Here is a 17,923-nt window from a genome sequence, read left to right as displayed (position 1 = left end):
CTGTTACCACTGAATCAAACGCACATTAATAACGCCATCCAACGCGCGCAGTTTTGCAAGTAAATCACTATCTACTACACTGCCGAGATCAATTAAATTATAGGCAATTTCGTCGCGACTTTTGTTTAGCATGTCAACCACATTTATATCGGCATCGGCCAGCAAACCCAAAACACTGCCCAGAATTTTAGGCACATTATGATTGGCTATGGCGAGACGGCATTTGCCACTAGGATCTAATTGCAAATTGGGGAAATTCACCGAGTTTTTAATATTGCCGCTACTTAGAAAATCATTAAGTTGATCAGCAACCATAATCGCGCAGTTTTCTTCGGCTTCGTCGGTGCTGGCGCCGATATGCGGCATTAAAATAACATCGGCGCGACCGATTAACGCAGGAACGGGAAAATCAGTGATAAATTTCCGCAAGCCACCATTATCAAGCGCACGGATGACAGCACTAATATCAACAATTTCTTCGCGAGCAAAGTTTAACAGGCAGCAACCTGGTTTACAGGACGCGAGCAAATCAGTGTTAACTAAGCCACGCGTTGAATCAAAAACCGGTAAATGTAAGGTAATAAAGTCTGCACGGGCAAACAGGCTATTTAAATTATCCATTTTCTTAACCGAGCTCGGCAAGCGCCACGCCGCGTCAACTGACAGCGCCGGATCGTAGCCAATCACTTCCATACCCAAACTCAGTGCAGCATTGGCTATCATAGAACCAATTGCGCCAAGGCCGACAACGCCAAGGGTGCGACCGGCTAATTCATTGCCTTTAAACTGCTTTTTTTCTTTTTCTAACAGCTTCGCCATTTCACCAGCATCAGCCATATGACCAAGGGTGTTTACGTAAGAAATGCCTTCCAAAATACCCCGCGAGCCGAGAGCCAAACCGGCAATAACCAGCTCTTTAACTGCATTGGCGTTGGCGCCAGGGCTATTAAAAACGGGAATTCCGCGTTCAGTACACAGCGCTAAGGGAATGTTATTGGTACCGGCACCCGCTCTTGCAATCGCTTTAACGCTAGGCGCAATTTCTTCAGCTTGAAGCTTATGGCTGCGCAATAAAATGGCATCTGGGGCAGAGAACTCCCCTGCCAGCTCATAATCACTACTTGGTAGCCGACTCAAACCTTTTGGTGAAATTTGGTTCAGCGTTAATATTTTGTGCAAGATCTACTCCTTATTGTTGTTTTAGCCGAGTCTACGCCGACGAGCGCTGTCTACTACTGACAGATTATTAAATGCGTCTGCGGCTGAATGCTCTGACTGAGGACCTAGCGGTACGCTATTAAAGTAATTTAGGCCGCTGATTTGCGAATTCATACTCAAGGCCGCGGTATAGGCACTATTTTGGCAAAGGATGCGAAAGTCCCAGCTTTCCGCCTGCGGTCCAACGAACTCCACAAACTCACCATCAGCGCCTAACACCACCGAAAAATCGTGCAAGGGCACCGACAAACCTTCACCACGCGCTTTTATATAAGCTTCTTTTAAAGTCCAGTAACGATAAAAATAATCGAGCTGTTCGCCTTCCTCGCGACTTTTTAAGGCCTGTAGTTCTAAAGGTGAAAAATAGTCGTCAGCCACGTTTAAAATACCGGGGTTCTCCGCTCGGCATTCAATATCGACACCGATAGCGTGATCGCGGGTAACAACGCATACCGTTAAACCACTGGTATGCGCAGTATTAAATTGAATTACTGGTGCTAAACTCGAATTACTTAGCTTTGGCTTACCAAAATCATTTACCTGAAATTCCAGTTCTTCGGGACCAAGTTCACAATATTCTGCAAGCACTGTGCGTAATAAGGCGCGACTAACCAGATAGTCCCACCCGTTATCAGCATGCTTAAGCTGCTGATATTGAGCCAATTCTGAAGAAGAGAGTATGGCCTCGTATTGTTGCTGAGCGGAAGTGAGTCGCGGGTCACGGGTAAAACAAAACCAAGCATCAACAAAACCTGTACTCAGCGCCCGTTTGTGCAAAGCGGAAGTCATTATTTTTATATATCCATATTAGAAACGGCCCTGCCTATAAAAAGGCAGGGCATTACATCAATTAATTTTGATCTTGGCGCTTTTCCACAAACCGTTAAAATAGGCCGAAAAATCCTGAGAAGATCGATTGCGATAAGCATTTTTCTCAGCTTCCGTAGCCAGTGCAAGCTCAAGATTGGTTTGACTGCCATAATTAACGCCTAACAATTGCAATACAACGCGATCACCATTTGCCAAATTCAGCACACTAACGCTCGGCTGAGCGCCTGGCCGAGGCATAGCAAACGCCCGCTTGCGAATAGCGGTATCGACGGCCAAATCACCGCGTTTACCTGCTGCAATCGCATTCCAAGTTAACGATTCGGCTTTCGCGATAGTTTCAGCGCGTTTGCCAGCAAGCAATTCTGTACGAATTTCTTCGGCCTTGGCTTGGGCAGCAACTTCGGCTTTACTTTGCGAAAGTGTCATTACGATTTGATCCCGAACATCCGCCAAAGGCAGCGTCTCGGGCTTCTTGTACTCTTCGACATGCAGTACCGCAAAGTGTTCCGGCGTTAACTCAAAGACTTCGCTATTCAAGCCCTGACTGCGCAGATCAGCATTAAAGGCGGCGGCTTTAACCGTGGCGAAAGCGAACAAACCACTGCTGTCCGACTTTTTCTGCCACTCGCTTTGTTTAACCGTTAAACCCATTTCCTTAGCTGGCATGGCAAGGCTTTCCGCATTAAAAACGAGGTCCTTTAAGTCTTCTACTGCGGCGATTAAACGAGGCATCGCCTCCTGACGACGAAGTCGCTCTGTAATCTCTACCCGAGCACTATCAAGACTTGCCACTTCTGGCTGGCGAACATCTAACAGCTTAATTAAGTGTAAACCGGCTTCAGTTTCAACTACAGGAGAAAACTCACCGACCTGCAAAGCTGCTAATGCCTCTTCAAACTCCGCAGGAAAACTGTCACCACTGGTATAGCCCAAGGTTCCGCCTTCAGCGGCAGAGCCCGCATCGGCAGAATTCGCCCGTGCTTGGTCGCCAAAATCAGCGCCAGCGACAATCGCGTCACGAATGCTTTGTAATTTTTTCAGAGCGTCTTCGCGGCTGGTATCGTCATTAATTTCAATAAGAATGTGCGCGGCTTCACGTTCAATTTGCGCACTGCTGGCCTCAACGAGGCGCTGATATTCAGCAAGTATTTGATCTTCTGAAACTGGTTCAAAAAAGTCATCTTCGGCCAGCTCTAAATAAGAGTAGCGAACCGCTGCTTCGCTCAGAAACTCCTTGGCGTGCTCTTGGTAGTACGCGCTTATTTCTTCATCGCTAAGCTTTATAGCCTCGCGATATGGTGCCTGCGGAACCTTAATAAAATGGTAATCCCGCGCCTCATACAGCAAACCAATTGCTCTAGACAATTCAGGGCCGGCAACAAACGCTGAGCCAGCCACTGCATTTGAAAGCTGTTGAATCGTTAAATCGGATTTAAGCAACTCTTTAAAAAAACTGCTGCTATAGCCCTGCAAGCGCAGCACTTGCTCGTAGCGAGCTTGGGAGAATCGACCGTCTTCCTGAAACTGCGGCATACCTGCAATGGTTGAGTGTAACTGGGCTGTCGAAATTTCAATGCCCACATCATCTGCCGCCTGCAAGAGCAATTGCTGTTTGATTAAGGTATTCAAAGCTGGCTTACGCAAAATCGCGTCATCGAGCATGGCGGGATCAATTTGATCACCCATCATGCCAATTAGGCGGCGTTTTTGCAGCCCAATTGCCTGCTGTAATTCGCCTTGGGAAATTTTCTCTCCATTAACCACGGCAGCGGGTACCTGCCCTGAACCACCAAACAAACTATCGATACCAAAAAGTGCAAAGGGCACGATGATGAGCGCGATAATAAATTTGGCCGCGGCTCCCTGGATGTTATTGCGAATATTTTGCAGCATTGACGCGAATCCGACTCTGAATCATAAAAAAAAGCGCACCTCTCGATGCGCCTTCTGTAAGAGGTTTTAACCCCTATAGCGACTTCCCAACACCGCGGGAATGGCTATATCCCTTAGTTACAGGCGTCTTTCAACGCTTTACCTGCTTTAAAGCTTGGGATTTTAGCAGCAGAAATCTCGATCGGCGCGCCAGTCTGTGGATTGCGGCCGGTGCGAGCTGCACGGTCTTTTACACTGAATGTACCAAAACCGACAAGAGATACAGAATCATCTGATTTCAATGCATTGGTAATAGCTTCTACCGTTGCATCCAGCGCGCGACCAGCCGCTGCTTTGGACAGATCTGCAGATTCCGCAATTGCGTCGATTAGCTCAGATTTATTCACTTATTCTTCCCCTTTAAATTGTTATAAAAAATTTTTTACGAATCACTGCTGGCATTAAAAGCCTGCACACGAACAGTGACGGCCGCCTGCGCAAAGAGTGAGATTTATACCAACTGCGCAGGATGTGGTCAAGGAATCTCTGCGGCTAGTGCGCGTTTGCGCGCGATTCACCGAGGATATCGTCATTACCGTCCACACTTTTGTGGTTGTAGTCAATACCTGCCAAATAAGCCTCTTCAGAAATTTCTTTAGGAATTCGTTCAAGCGCAATATTAAGCACCTCATCAATCCATTTTACTGGACGAATTTCCAAGTCAGCTTTGATGTTTTCAGGTATTTCTTTGAGATCCCTCTCGTTTTCCGACGGGATTATAACGGTTTTTATACCGCCACGGTGCGCCGCGAGAAGTTTTTCTTTTAAACCACCAATTGCGAGGACCTGACCACGTAACGTAATCTCACCAGTCATCGCCACATCTGAGCGCACCGGAATGCCGGTTATGACCGATACCAACGCGGTACACATGCCAACACCAGCGGAAGGACCATCCTTGGGTGTTGCACCTTCAGGCATATGAATATGGATATCGTGGCGATCGTGGTAACGAGCCGGTATACCCAGCCGTTTAGAACGACTTCTCACCACTGTTGTCGCTGCTTGGATAGACTCCTGCATTACATCGCCAAGTGAGCCAGTTTTTATATGGCGCCCTTTACCGACCACTGAGACCGCCTCAATGGTGAGCAGTTCACCGCCAACTTGCGTCCAAGCCAAGCCAGTTACTTGACCGACTTTATTTTCTTCTTCGGCTTTACCGTAGTTATAACGACGCACACCAAGAAAATCTTCTAAGTTGCTAGATCCAACTTCAATGGCGCCGCTCTCGCCATTCAGAGCGAGGTTTTTAACCACTTTACGACAGACTTTGGCAACCTGCCGTTCAAGCCCGCGCACACCGGCTTCGCGGGTGTAATAACGAACAATGTCTTGCAGCGCGTCTTCATCAATACTAGCCTCGGTTTCTTTGAGACCGTTATTCTTCAGCTGCTTAGGAATCAAGTAGCGACGCGCTATATTGATTTTTTCGTCTTCGGTGTAACCCGGAATCCGAATAACCTCCATGCGATCCATCAATGCTGGCGGAATATTCAATGAGTTCGAGGTACAGATAAACATAACATCTGAAAGGTCGTAGTCGACCTCTAGATAATGATCGTTAAAGGCATGGTTTTGCTCGGGGTCTAGCACTTCCAACAAGGCCGATGCCGGATCACCGCGATGATCCATACCCATTTTATCGATCTCGTCTAACAAAAACAGCGGGTTGCGGACTGCTGATTTAGACATTTTCTGAACAACTTTACCGGGCATAGAGCCGATATAAGTACGGCGGTGACCGCGAATTTCAGCCTCGTCACGCACCCCACCCAAGGCCATACGCACAAACTTGCGGTTGGTGGCGCGGGCGATAGACTCGCCCAAAGAAGTTTTACCCACCCCTGGCGGACCGACCAAACACAACACTGGGCCTTTGACTTTTTTCACGCGTTTCTGAACGGCGAGGTATTCAAGAATTCGGTCTTTGACCTCGTCCAAACCGTAGTGATCTTCATTGAGAATTTCTGCTGCCCGAGCCAAATCATGCTTTACCCGAGAGCGCTTTTGCCAAGGAATACTAACCAGCCAATCGATATAACCACGTACTACCGAGGCTTCCGCTGACATCGGTGACATCATTTTAAGCTTGGCTAACTCGGCCTTAGCCTTGTCTAACGCCTCTTTGCTCATGCCAGCTTTGTCTACGCGGCTTTCAAGCTCTTCAAGCTCGTTTACGCCCTCTTCAGATTCGCCCAGCTCACGCTGAATAGCCTTCATCTGTTCGTTGAGGTAGTACTCGCGCTGACTCTTTTCCATTTGTTTTTTAACACGGCCACGGATCCGCTTTTCAACTTGAAACAAGTCGATTTCTGATTCCATTAGCCCCATCAAATGCTCGAGACGCTCGCGTTCATCGACCATCTCTAGCACCGCTTGCTTCTGCTCCAGCGCCATATTCATGTGGGCAGCAATGGTATCGCCAAGCCGACCTGGATCGTCAATACCAGACAGCGAGGTTAGCACTTCGGCGGGAATTTTCTTGCTCAGATTAATGTATTTTTCAAACTGGGAGATCGCAGAGCGCAACATGACGTCGGCTTCTTCTTCACCAATTTTGCTCTCTTCCAGCACATCAATTTCGGCGCTGAAATAATCTTCTTCAGCAGTGACGGCATTGAGCACAGCGCGATAGCTGCCCTCGACCAACACTTTTACGGTGCCATCGGGAAGCTTTAACAGCTGCAAGATATTGGCCACGGTACCGATATCGTAAAGATCATCGGTACCCGGCTCATCGAGGTCAGGGTTGCGCTGGGCAGCCAACACAATCTCTTTGTTGCTGGCCATAGCCAGCTCGAGCGCACGAATTGACTTGTCGCGCCCTACAAATAAGGGAATCACCATGTGGGGATAAACCACCACATCGCGTAAAGGAAGCAGTGGCAGCTCCTGTATTTCTCGCTTTTCGGCCATTTAAATGCCTCGCATGTAATTTCAACAATCCACAGTGAGTGGATATTTCGCCTGCAATACAGACAGCTTAACCTTAAGATGGGGACTTAGCGCGTTAAAAACAAGACTTGATTAGCAAAGATTATGACAAAAAAGAGTTCCACTGCGAAAAAGGCTTTCGCAGTGGATTTAGAGCGAGGCTTATTCTTCTGGAGCAACCTTGCGTTGCTCGCTATAAACCAATATTGGTGCTGAGTCGCCCTTAATTACCGAGCCATCGATAACCACTTTGCTGACATTTTCCATCGACGGCAAATCGTACATGGTATCGAGCAAGACTGACTCTAAGATCGAGCGCAGACCACGAGCACCGGTTTTGCGAGTCATTGCCTTTTCGGCAACTGAGCGCAACCCATCTTCGCGGAAATCGACTTCAACGCCCTCCATATCAAACAATTTAGAATACTGTTTGGTCAGGGCGTTTTTAGGTTCAGTAAGAATACTTACCAAGGCATCAACATCGAGCTCTTCTAGGGTCGCAATAACAGGTAAACGACCAACAAACTCAGGAATCAAGCCGTAGCGCACCAAGTCATCGGGTTCAACATCGGCCAGAATCTCGCCAACATTGCGGGCTTCGCTCTTGCTCTTCACTTCAGCGCCAAAACCGATTCCGCCCTTCTCAGAGCGATCGCGAATAACCCGATCTAGGCCGGCAAACGCACCGCCACAGATAAACAGAATATTCGAGGTATCTACCTGCAAAAATTCTTGCTGAGGATGCTTGCGACCACCTTGTGGCGGCACCGAGGCAACCGTGCCTTCAATTAGCTTCAGCAAGGCCTGCTGCACGCCTTCACCCGATACATCGCGGGTAATTGACGGGTTGTCAGACTTGCGCGAAATCTTATCGATTTCATCAATATAGACAATACCCATCTGGGCCTTCTCTACATCGTAATCGCATTTCTGAAGCAGCTTTTGAATGATGTTCTCAACGTCTTCACCCACATAACCGGCTTCAGTTAAGGTAGTGGCATCTGCAATAGTGAATGGCACGTCCAATAGACGAGCCAAGGTCTCGGCAAGCAAGGTTTTACCGCTACCCGTAGGGCCGATCAGCAAAATATTGCTTTTACCTAATTCGATATCGTCTTTATTCTTGTCGCCGTAGCGCAAGCGCTTGTAGTGGTTATACACCGCTACCGCAAGGACTTTTTTAGCCCGCACCTGACCAATAACATACTGATCTAAGGTGTGATTTATCTCTTGGGGAGTCGGTAGCTTATCGCGACCGGCTTCGCTAGCCGCTTCCTGAACTTCTTCGCGAATAATGTCATTACATAAATCGACACATTCGTCACAGATAAAGACAGACGGCCCAGCAATTAATTTGCGGACTTCGTGCTGACTTTTACCACAGAAAGAACAGTACAGCAGTTTGCCGTTGTCATCTGTGCCGTCTTTACTACTCATTCATACCCACCTTGTTCTATTTGCGTGGCGATTTATGCACCTTAGGGTAAAGATGACGCCTTTTAGCCGTTTTTGCAAGTTTGCCCACACTGGCAAACTTGCCGGCACCTCTCGAATAAATCTATTTACGGTCGGTCATAACCTGATCTACCAAGCCGTAATCGCAAGATTGCTGAGCATTCATAAAGTTATCGCGCTCAGTATCTTTAGCAATGGTTTCATAGGTTTGGCCAGTATGTTCAGCCATAAGATGGTTCAGACGCTCACGGATAATCAAAATTTCCCGCGCTTGAATATCAATATCTGTGGCCTGACCCTGTGCGCCACCGCTGGGCTGGTGGATCATGGTGCGCGCATTAGGCAGTATAAAACGCTTGCCCTTCTCACCACCGCTCAACAAGAATGCGCCCATGCTGGCCGCTTGACCAATACACATGGTGCTTACATTGGGCTTGATAAACTTCATGGTGTCGTAAATAGACAAGCCTGCCGTTACCGAGCCGCCTGGCGAGTTAATATACAAGTGGATATCTTTATCGGGGTTTTCAGATTCAAGAAACAGCAGCTGCGCCACAATCAGGTTAGCCATATGATCTTCAACTTGGCCAACACAAAAAATTACGCGCTCTTTAAGCAGGCGCGAGTAAATATCGTAGGAACGCTCGCCCCGCGCCGTCTGTTCGACGACCATCGGTACCAAGCCTAAACTAGTAATTGAGTTATTATTGATACCGTCAATCGAGTTGCGAGACATAGTAAACACTCTTCCGTATCGTAAATGGGTAGACAGATTTATCACCTACCAGAAAAAAAACAAGCGACGGAACCTAAGGTTCAGTCGCTTGATCGCAGATTACCAGAGCAGTCTTGCAAATTAAGACGCTTCAGCCTCTTCCGCCGGTGGCGACATTACTTCTTCGTAGCTTAAAGTTTCTTCGCTAACCTTCGATTTTTCAAGTAATTTCTCAACAACTTCCTCTTCAATGACCATACCTTCAATCTGCTGGAGCTGCTGAGGGTTGTTCATGTAGTAGCTGATAATCTCATCTTTGTCTTCGAAGCTAGCAGACATTTCTTCTAATGCAGCGCGCACTTTATCAGAGTCGGCTTTAATGCCTTCAGCGCTAATCAGTTGATTCAATACCAAGCCCAACTTTACGCGGCGCTCAGCATTGTCACGAAACAGTTCATCAGGGAGGATATCCGCAGCGTTAAGCTTTTCAGCCATTGCGCCAAACTGCTGCATTTGCTGACCGCGCAGCGCGTCAATTTCCTGACTTACCAAGGCTTTTGGTACTTGCAAATCTGCATGCACTTTCAAAACACCTTCCATGACTTGATTCTTAATGCGGGACTTAATTGCATTTTTCAACTCACGAGCCATATTTTTTTCTACTTCAGTGCGAAAAGCGTCTAAACCGCCTTCTTTAACACCGAATGCTGTGAATAATTCTTCATCCAACTCGGGCAACTGCTGAGCACTAACTGAGTTAAGCGTAATTTTGAACTCAACAGCAGCGCCTTTAAGATCTTCGCTGTGGTAATCATCAGGGAAAGACAAAGCGACAACTTTTTCTTCACCAGCAGTCATTCCGACCACGCCAGCTTCAAAACCAGGGATCATGCGACCAGAGCCCAGCTCTAAATCTGAGCCCTCGGCCTTGCCGCCGTCAAACTCAACGCCGTCTTTAGTGCCTAGGTAATCAATATTAACCTTGTCACCGTCCGCTGCCGCACGCTCTACTACGTCCCAGCTAGCACGCTGAGTGCGTAGGTTTTCAATCATTTTGTCGATATCAGCAGAAGTGATTTCAGCAGAAGGCTTTTTCACTTCAATAGCGCTGTAATCTTTAGCTTCAATCTCAGGAAAAACTTCAAAAGTGGCTACGAATTCGATATCTTTACCGGCTTCTAAGCTTTTTGGTTCAATTTCTGGGCGGCCCGCAGGTTTTAGCTCTTGCTGCTGAATGGCTTCGTAGAAGCACTCATTCATCACTTCACCAAGTACTTCCATGCGTACTGACTCACCAAAACGCTGACGAACTACGCTCATTGGCACTTTGCCAGGACGAAAGCCATCAAGCTTTACAGTTTTGGCAGCTTTTTGGAGACGGGTATCAACTGCGCCATCTACACGGGCGGCAGGAACACCTACAATCAGGCGGCGCTCTAGGCCGGAAGTCGTTTCAACGGAAACTTGCATCGATGGTCCTCAAAACAGATCTGATAAGCACAAATGGCCACTTCGGCATCGAAGCGGCCATTCATAAGAATTCTTTGAAATGGTGCGGATGGAGAGACTCGAACTCTCACGTCTTGCGACACCAGAACCTAAATCTGGCGTGTATACCAATTTCACCACATCCGCACACCCGTAAACCGACTTAAGATATTGAATTATCTCGGTTTACAAACAAAATCGCAGGAGCTCAGTCCCGCGAGGAACGAGATTGTGCCACAGCCTATGATCGCGATCAAGCGGCGTTGCAGCACAATTTTAGTCGCATTCTTAATTATTCACTAAGAATGCGACTAAGCCGGGCTTATACCCGCTCAATAATTGTACTAATACCCTGCCCCATGCCGATACACATGGTTGCCAAACCGACCGAGGTATCACGCTGTTCCATAACATTGAGCAACGTGCTCACGATACGCGTACCTGAGCAGCCAAAGGGGTGACCCAAGGCGATAGCGCCGCCATTGAGGTTTACCTTGTCATCCATTTTATCGAGCAAGTTAAGATCTTTGAGCACGGGCAAGGCCTGAGCTGCAAAGGCCTCATTTAGCTCCACAGTGTCAATATCGTCCATGCTCATACCCAAGCGCTTTAAGGCTTTTTGCGTAGAGGGCACTGGGCCATAGCCCATAATAGACGGATCAACACCGGCCACCGCCATACCAACCACCTTGGCGCGGGGCGTCAAACCCAAATCCATAGCCCGCTGACCAGACATAAGAATCATGGCCGAGGCACCATCGGCAATCTGCGAGCTAGTGCCTGCGGTTACCGTGCCATTGCGCGGATCAAATGCTGGCCGCAGCTGCGCCAAGCTTTCAAGTGTCGTTTCTGGTCGAATCGTGGTGTCGGCCTTCACCAAAATTCTACGACCATCTTCTGCGTGCCCTTCCAGCGCAATAATTTCGCTGTTGAAGCGGCCGTTAGCCTGCGCATCAGCGGCGCGCAAATGCGAGCGCATACCAAAGGCGTCCTGCTGTTCGCGGCCAATGCCATGCATCATGGCCAGCGCTTCAGCGGTCATGCCCATCATCCCAGCGGCGCGGGCAACGTATTTACTCGCCTGCGGATTTGGATCAACACCGTGATTCATCGCCAAATGGCCCATATGCTCCACACCACCAACCATAAAGGTATCGCCGTAGCCGCTCATGATCGCGGTGGCTGCAGTGTGTAAAGCAGACATTGACGAACCGCATAAACGGCTTACAGTCTGGCCAGCCACTTCATGGGGAAGTTTGGTCATCACCGATATCATCCGCGCAATGTTCCAGCCCTGCTCATTGGTTTGGTTTACACATCCCCAAATCACATCTTCAAAGCTGGCAGGGTCAACACCAGGGTTACGCGCCAGTAATGCGTCTATCAGTGCCGCAGACATATTCTCGGCCCGCACATTTCTAAAAACACCGTTTTTTGAGCGTCCCATAGGAGTACGGGCGCAATCGACAATTACTACATCATTTGCTTTAAAAGTCATTGTTGTATCTCCGCCCGATTATTTAAAGAAAGTTTCGCCGTTGGCTGCCATTTTGCGCAGGCTCTCAGTTGGCTGATACAGCGCACCGAGGTCGGCGTAGCGATCGGCCATTTCACAGAAGGCTTTAGCGCCCATCTGATCGATATAGCGCAACGCGCCACCGCGGAACACAGGGAAACCAATCCCCATCACCAAGCCCATATCAGCATCGGCGGGATCACGCAAAATGCCTTCGTCTATGCAACGCACGGTTTCAATACACATCGGTATCATCATTCGCGCTTGAATATCCTCGTCGCTCAACTCAACACTGGCCTGCTTGGCTTTAGCGGCCATTGCCAACGCGGTGTCATCTTCACACTTCTTAGGCTTACCCTTCTTGTCTTCTTCATAACGGTAAAAGCCAATGCCATTTTTCTGACCGTAGCGCTTGGCCTCAAACATCATTTGCGAAATACCAGTGAAATCGTGACGCATGCGATCTGGAAAGCCTTCGGCCATTACCTCAGCCGCGTGATAACCAGTATCAATACCAACTACGTCCATCAAATAGGCCGGCCCCATTGGCATACCAAAACCTTCCATCACTTTATCGACCTTGCGGAAATCCGCGCCGTCGCGAATCAACATGTCGAAACCGGCAAAGTAAGGAAACAACACTCTGTTCACATAAAAGCCTGGACAGTCGTTCACAACGATCGGCGTTTTACCCATCTGCAAGGCGTACTTCACCACTTTTGCCACAGTGCTATCGCTGGTTTTAGCGCCGCGAATCACCTCAACTAAAGGCATAGCGTGCACTGGATTAAAGAAGTGCATACCACAGAAATTCTCTGGCCTTTCAAGAGCTTCGGCGAGATATGTAATGGAAATTGTAGAAGTATTAGATGCTAATACTGCGTCCTCGCGGATGTGCTTTTCAGTTTCTGCCAGCACCGCTCGCTTAACCTTGGCATTTTCAACAACAGCTTCAACGATAACGTCTGGCTTATCAAATCCGTCATAAGTCAGCGAAGGACGAATACTGTTCAAAACAGCAGACATTTTATCGGGGGTCATTCGGCCCCGCGCCACACGCTTAGCCAGTAATTTACCAGCCTCTTTCATGCCCAGTTCAATACCCGCTTCGGCAATATCTTTCATCAATATCGGCGTGCCCTTATAGGCAGACTGATAAGCAATACCGCCACCCATAATCCCAGCACCCAATACCGCAGCGTACTTAACATCGCCGCCGGTTTTAGCAAAACCGCGAGCGGCCTTGCTCACCGCCTGCTCGCTTAGGAACAAACCAACTAATGCAGCAGATTGCGGGGTGCGCACCAACTTAATGAAGTGATCGATCTCAACTTCAATCGCTTCGGCGCGACTCAGACCAGCATTGCGCTCCATAGACTTAGCAGCCGTCAACGGCGCTGGCATATGGCGGCCGGCCTGCTGGGCAACCATCGCCTTACCGGTGGTGAACGACATCATGCGCTCTATGTCATTAAGCTTAACTGGCGAGGTTTTTTCTGCGCGGCGGGCTTTATAATCAAAATCGCCGGCAATCGTACTTTTAAGCAGATCAAGGGCTGCGTCTTTCACCTGCTCTGGCGCAACGACAGCATCAACACCACCGTCTTTTAATGCCGCATCCGGCTTCTGATGATTGCCAGTAGCGACCCACATCATGGCATTATCACAGCCAATCAGTCTTGGCAGACGCACTGTGCCACCAAAACCGGGATTGATACCCAACTTAACTTCAGGAAGACCGACAATGGCAGCGGACGACATTACGCGAAAGTCGCAGGCCAAGCACATTTCAAAACCGCCACCGAGTGCCACACCATTAATCGCAACAACAGTCGGCACCGGTAAATCTTCAAAGCCATTAAACACGTCATTGGCCTGTACAGCCCAGCTGCGGAGGTCAGCATCTGGCAACTTAAATAACTCGGTAAACTCGGTAATGTCAGCGCCAACAATAAACACCGACTTGCCGCTGGTAACTAACACTCCTTTTAAACCTGCCTCTGCTGCGAGCGCAGAAGTGGCTTCGCCCAACTCTTGTAACGTCAGACGATTAAATTTATTTACTGAATCGCCTTCGAGGTCGAAACAGAGCTCTGCAATGCCATCTTCCAGGTATTTTGCAGTTAACGCCTTGCCTTTATAAATCATTACTATTCCTCAAATTGAGTTGGTGGCGGCGGCATTTGCCATATACTCCATGTTTACTATGTAAACATCGGGTGCTAAAACTACCGTATTACGAAATCCTTGGCAAGCTACCGCAACGAATTAATCGGTTAAACACGCCGGATCAAAACAATACACTTCGTTAAGCCAATCGACTATTTCACAAGAAATGGGGTGTTGGTGCGTTGCATACTCCGCCACCAGACTTTGTTTCAGCTCCAAACTCATGCCATCGAGTCCCACAAACTGGAACTGCGCCTTATCGCGCAATAATAATGTAGCAAGCCCGCTTGGCAAGGTCTTTAAAAGCGACTCAAAAGCGTGTTCAGGCTGATAATCAGCCTGTCGAGTATAGACGTCTGCCAGAGTTGGCAAGACCAAAGTGGATAAATGATATTGGTTCATCGGATTAACCATATGACCCGCACATTGTTGTGCCAGCTGCCATGGTCGACCAGCAAAGGGCGCAAGGTGTAGAAAACGACTGGTTTTTCGACCATCGTTTACGGGGTAGTTGTCCCACAGCAAGGGCTTTCGGCCCAATAATACCGTCGCCCGCTCAATATCTGTCTCAGTGTAAGACTCGCTAATGACTCGATTACCCGTCCATAAAATGTCGACGTTCGGGTCTAATCCATCGTTTAATTCAGTAAAATAATCCGGTGGGCAAGCCCCAAAAAGCGTTTCCAAGATTGGGTCAAAGCTGTAATAACTGGGACAGACAGCAATTTTGATACTGGGAAGTTGCGCGCGGATATCCGCCACCACAGCCAATTGGTTGGCTGCCAAATATTGATTCCCCGCGGGAAGATCATCAAATAACACCCATAATATATCGGGTTTCAGCTCGGCAATAGCTGCTATTTTAGCGCGCAACAACGCCTTATCGGTGGCGCTATAATTAGCCTGCAAGCCAGCTGGCGACAAACCTACCCCCCACAAGATACCAGCACGCCGACAGCGCTCGGCCAAGGTCAGCAAATTGTGGCGGTGACTGGGATCAAAATTGTGCTGCCAGCCACTGCGTAAACTCACATCGCCTTTGGGAGCATAAATATAACTGCCGTAAGACCATTGCCGCAGCAGCGCCGGCAAGGCAAAGCGCTGGGCCCAGCTCCATTGCCGACCATAAAAGCCTTCAATAACACCGAGCGTAAAAGCCATCGTAACAACCTCTAACCGCGATAATAACGCTGCGCTACAAAGGGAGCCTGCCTAAGTGCTACGGGTAACAATTTACCCCGCACACTGGCAAAAAGGGCATCGCCCGCAGAGAGCACGGTATTGGCCACATAAGCCATCACCAGTGGACGGGCAATACTAGGCCCAAAGCCACCGCTACTCACCCGACCAACGACACTGCCATCGGCGGTGACAATCTCCGCGCCCTCTCGCACCGGCGCGCGGCCCTCTACATCGAGTAATACCCGTTTTTGATCAGTACCCTCTGCCAGCTGCTGCGCAATGACAGCCGCGCCAGGGTAATTACCGGCGCGAGCCTCGCCTGGCCGGCGAACTTTTGAAATTGCCCACAGCAGATTGGCCGATATTGGCGAAATGGTCTCGTCCATATCGTGGCCATATAGACATAGGCCCGCCTCTAAACGCAATGAGTCGCGCGCGCCCAGGCCAATAAACTCAACTTCGTCTTGAGCCAATAATAAGCGCGCTAGCGCCTCAGTATCGGCAGCCGCCACCGAGATTTCAAAGCCATCTTCGCCGGTATAACCGGAGCAGCTCAGCCAGCAATCCATTCCAGCTATTTGGCAAGATCGGGTATCCATAAACACCATAGTCTCGGTCTCTGGCGCCAAGCGCGCCATCACCTGTCGTGCCGCCGGCCCCTGCAGTGCCAACAAGCCTTGATCATTCAGCATTTCCATGCTGATGGATTCCGGCAAATTTTGTCGCAACCACAGGTAATCTTGGTCTTTACATGCAGCGTTCACCACTAACATGAAACTGTCGCCGCAATTGGCGAACATTAAGTCGTCGCGAATACCGCCCTGCTCGTTCGTTAACAAGCCGTAGCGCTGACGGTCAACCGGCAAGCCCATCACGTCTTGCGGCATTAGCGCCTCTAGTGCTTGTGCAATATTTTCGCCGCGCAAACGAATTTGGCCCATATGCGACACATCAAACAGCCCTGCCGCCTCACGTACATGCAAATGTTCTTTCATTACACCCAGCGGGTATTGCACTGGCATATCGTAGCCCGCAAAGGGCACCATCTTGGCACCGAGTTCACGGTGCAATGCGTTTAAAGCAGTGGTTTTCAATACTTCTGTGGTCATTTACATCTCCGACGAAATTTGAGGCTGCTTATGTTGAACAGCAATTAACTCAGCCCACAATTTAGTTGCACTTAATTTATTAAATGGGATTAAAGGCGATTAGCGCCCCAAGGAAAACAGCTGATCAAAATTCGCCGTGGTTTGTTTGGCAACGTCGTCGAACGACAGCCCCTTTAATTCGGCAACGCACTCAGCGACTTCAACCACATATTTAGGCTCATTTTTTTTGCCGCGATATGGCACCGGTGCTAGATAAGGCGAATCAGTTTCTACGAGGAGGCGCGACATTGGTACGCGGCGCACCACTTCCCGCAATTCAGCGGCATTTTTAAAGGTGATGATCCCAGAAAATGAGATGTAATAGCCCATATCCAGTGCCGCTTCTGCCATTTCCCACGATTCAGTAAAGCAATGCAATACCCCACCCACATCCGCCGAACCGTGTTCAGCGATAAGCTTTAGGGTGTCGGCGCGAGCCTCGCGGGTATGAACGATTGTCGGTTTGCCACAACTTGCCGACACCTGTAGATGCTGGGCAAAACTTTGCTGCTGGTCTTCTTTGCGTTCGGCGCTGTAGTAATAATCTAAACCCGTCTCACCAATCGCGACAACTTTGGGATGATCGGCCAACGCCAGCAAGGTTTGTTTAGAGCAGACGCTGTCACTGATATCGAGGGGGTGAACCCCAACAGAGGCGTAAATATTGGAAAATTTTTCAGCTATAGCGACAACGGCCGGCGCATTATTAAGGTCAATCCCAATACACAGCATACGCTCAACACCGCGCTCAGTAGCGGCCGTAACCGCCGCTTCAAGGCTGCCTTGGTAGGGGCTAAGATCAATACGATCGAGATGACAATGGCTGTCTACAAGCATGAGCTTCTCGTTTGGGGTTTCGGTTTAAGGCTCTGATTTGACGTTTTTGTTTGAGATTCAGACTTCTCACTTAAGAGAAGCCAGCCCGACACGCGGCTTCACATGGTGTGGGTAGGTTTGTCTGATTCTAAGATGCCAGCAAGATAGGATTCAATTTTTTTGTTGGCAATACCATCGCCGCCCACAAATTGCACACCAACACCAGCCGCGCGGTTACTCTGTGCACCACGTGGGGTAATCCACACCACTTTTCCAGCAATCGGCAATTTTTCTGGCTCGTCCATTAAGGTCAGCAGCATAAAAACTTCGTCGCCCACCTTATAGGGTTTGGTTGTGGGCACAAAAAGGCCGCCATCTTTAATAAAGGGCATATACGCCGCATACAGTACGGCCTTATCGCGAATAGTTAGCGACAAAATACCGTTGCGTGCACCCTGCGCACCACTCATAAACGTAACCCCACCCTGCGGAATATAACCGTGTTGGCTAATAACA

Annotated in this window: 14 protein-coding genes and 1 tRNA gene; all 15 read right to left on the bottom strand. The window is 48.9% G+C overall.

Annotated features, from left to right (window positions below; genetic code table 11):
* Window positions 1–3 precede the first annotated feature (3 nt).
* Window positions 4–1,179: a phosphoglycerate dehydrogenase gene (locus tag P1U47_RS04815; protein ID WP_301027453.1), complete on the bottom strand. Its 1,176-nt coding sequence runs from the start codon at window positions 1,177–1,179 to the stop codon at window positions 4–6.
* A 21-nt stretch (window positions 1,180–1,200) separates the two neighbouring features.
* Window positions 1,201–2,007, bottom strand: coding sequence for a 4'-phosphopantetheinyl transferase superfamily protein (locus P1U47_RS04810; RefSeq protein WP_301027452.1), 807 nt, complete (start codon window positions 2,005–2,007; stop codon window positions 1,201–1,203).
* A 57-nt stretch (window positions 2,008–2,064) separates the two neighbouring features.
* A complete protein-coding gene (locus tag P1U47_RS04805) occupies window positions 2,065–3,942 on the bottom strand; it encodes a SurA N-terminal domain-containing protein (protein WP_301027451.1) in 1,878 nt (625 codons plus the stop codon).
* A gap of 113 nt (window positions 3,943–4,055) precedes the next feature.
* Complete coding sequence (locus P1U47_RS04800; protein WP_008250078.1) at window positions 4,056–4,328, bottom strand: HU family DNA-binding protein; 273 nt, start codon at window positions 4,326–4,328, stop codon at window positions 4,056–4,058.
* A 145-nt stretch (window positions 4,329–4,473) separates the two neighbouring features.
* A complete protein-coding gene (gene lon, locus P1U47_RS04795; RefSeq protein WP_301027450.1) occupies window positions 4,474–6,900 on the bottom strand; it encodes an endopeptidase La in 2,427 nt (808 codons plus the stop codon).
* A gap of 180 nt (window positions 6,901–7,080) precedes the next feature.
* Entirely contained in the window at window positions 7,081–8,355 is a 1,275-nt protein-coding gene (gene clpX, locus P1U47_RS04790) for an ATP-dependent Clp protease ATP-binding subunit ClpX (RefSeq protein WP_301027449.1), read from the bottom strand.
* Between the two features lie 121 nt (window positions 8,356–8,476).
* Window positions 8,477–9,109, bottom strand: coding sequence for an ATP-dependent Clp endopeptidase proteolytic subunit ClpP (gene clpP / locus P1U47_RS04785; RefSeq protein WP_301027448.1), 633 nt, complete (start codon window positions 9,107–9,109; stop codon window positions 8,477–8,479).
* A 120-nt stretch (window positions 9,110–9,229) separates the two neighbouring features.
* Window positions 9,230–10,558 carry a trigger factor gene (gene tig / locus P1U47_RS04780; protein ID WP_301027447.1) on the bottom strand — a complete coding sequence of 443 codons (1,329 nt, stop codon included), beginning with the start codon at window positions 10,556–10,558 and terminating at the stop codon, window positions 9,230–9,232.
* Window positions 10,559–10,638: 80 nt separating this feature from the next.
* A tRNA-Leu gene (locus P1U47_RS04775) sits at window positions 10,639–10,723 on the bottom strand.
* Between the two features lie 175 nt (window positions 10,724–10,898).
* On the bottom strand, window positions 10,899–12,074 hold the full coding sequence (fadA, locus tag P1U47_RS04770; protein ID WP_301027445.1) for an acetyl-CoA C-acyltransferase FadA: 1,176 nt from the start codon (window positions 12,072–12,074) through the stop codon (window positions 10,899–10,901).
* Between the two features lie 18 nt (window positions 12,075–12,092).
* Window positions 12,093–14,240 (bottom strand): fatty acid oxidation complex subunit alpha FadB, encoded by a 2,148-nt coding sequence (fadB, locus tag P1U47_RS04765; protein ID WP_301027444.1) that lies wholly within the window; start codon window positions 14,238–14,240, stop codon window positions 12,093–12,095.
* A gap of 120 nt (window positions 14,241–14,360) precedes the next feature.
* Window positions 14,361–15,422, bottom strand: coding sequence for a beta-N-acetylglucosaminidase domain-containing protein (locus P1U47_RS04760; protein WP_301027443.1), 1,062 nt, complete (start codon window positions 15,420–15,422; stop codon window positions 14,361–14,363).
* Window positions 15,423–15,433: 11 nt separating this feature from the next.
* Entirely contained in the window at window positions 15,434–16,552 is a 1,119-nt protein-coding gene (gcvT, locus tag P1U47_RS04755; protein WP_301027442.1) for a glycine cleavage system aminomethyltransferase GcvT, read from the bottom strand.
* A 99-nt stretch (window positions 16,553–16,651) separates the two neighbouring features.
* Window positions 16,652–17,428, bottom strand: a complete 777-nt coding sequence (locus tag P1U47_RS04750; protein WP_301027441.1) for a TatD family hydrolase — start codon at window positions 17,426–17,428, stop codon at window positions 16,652–16,654.
* A 98-nt stretch (window positions 17,429–17,526) separates the two neighbouring features.
* Window positions 17,527–17,877: a PilZ domain-containing protein gene (locus P1U47_RS04745; protein ID WP_301027440.1), complete on the bottom strand. Its 351-nt coding sequence runs from the start codon at window positions 17,875–17,877 to the stop codon at window positions 17,527–17,529.
* Window positions 17,878–17,923: the final 46 nt, after the last annotated feature.

The organism is Zhongshania sp. (assembly GCF_029212375.1).
Taxonomy (GTDB): domain Bacteria; phylum Pseudomonadota; class Gammaproteobacteria; order Pseudomonadales; family Spongiibacteraceae; genus Spongiibacter.
This window is presented reverse-complemented; position numbering and strand designations above follow the sequence as displayed.

Bases quoted from the DNA above. Each gene is read 5' to 3' on its own strand.
- P1U47_RS04810 (WP_301027452.1), bottom strand. From the start codon at position 2,007: ATGACTTCCGCTTTGCACAAACGGGCGCTGAGTACAGGTTTTGTTGAT.
- P1U47_RS04805 (WP_301027451.1), bottom strand. From the start codon at position 3,942: ATGCTGCAAAATATTCGCAATAACATCCAGGGAGCCGCGGCCAAATTT.
- lon (WP_301027450.1), bottom strand. From the start codon at position 6,900: ATGGCCGAAAAGCGAGAAATACAGGAGCTGCCACTGCTTCCTTTACGC.
- clpX (WP_301027449.1), bottom strand. From the start codon at position 8,355: ATGAGTAGTAAAGACGGCACAGATGACAACGGCAAACTGCTGTACTGT.
- clpP (WP_301027448.1), bottom strand. From the start codon at position 9,109: ATGTCTCGCAACTCGATTGACGGTATCAATAATAACTCAATTACTAGT.
- tig (WP_301027447.1), bottom strand. From the start codon at position 10,558: ATGCAAGTTTCCGTTGAAACGACTTCCGGCCTAGAGCGCCGCCTGATT.
- fadA (WP_301027445.1), bottom strand. From the start codon at position 12,074: ATGACTTTTAAAGCAAATGATGTAGTAATTGTCGATTGCGCCCGTACT.
- fadB (WP_301027444.1), bottom strand. From the start codon at position 14,240: ATGATTTATAAAGGCAAGGCGTTAACTGCAAAATACCTGGAAGATGGC.
- P1U47_RS04760 (WP_301027443.1), bottom strand. From the start codon at position 15,422: ATGGCTTTTACGCTCGGTGTTATTGAAGGCTTTTATGGTCGGCAATGG.
- gcvT (WP_301027442.1), bottom strand. From the start codon at position 16,552: ATGACCACAGAAGTATTGAAAACCACTGCTTTAAACGCATTGCACCGT.
- P1U47_RS04750 (WP_301027441.1), bottom strand. From the start codon at position 17,428: ATGCTTGTAGACAGCCATTGTCATCTCGATCGTATTGATCTTAGCCCC.
- P1U47_RS04745 (WP_301027440.1), bottom strand. From the start codon at position 17,877: ATGAGTGGTGCGCAGGGTGCACGCAACGGTATTTTGTCGCTAACTATT.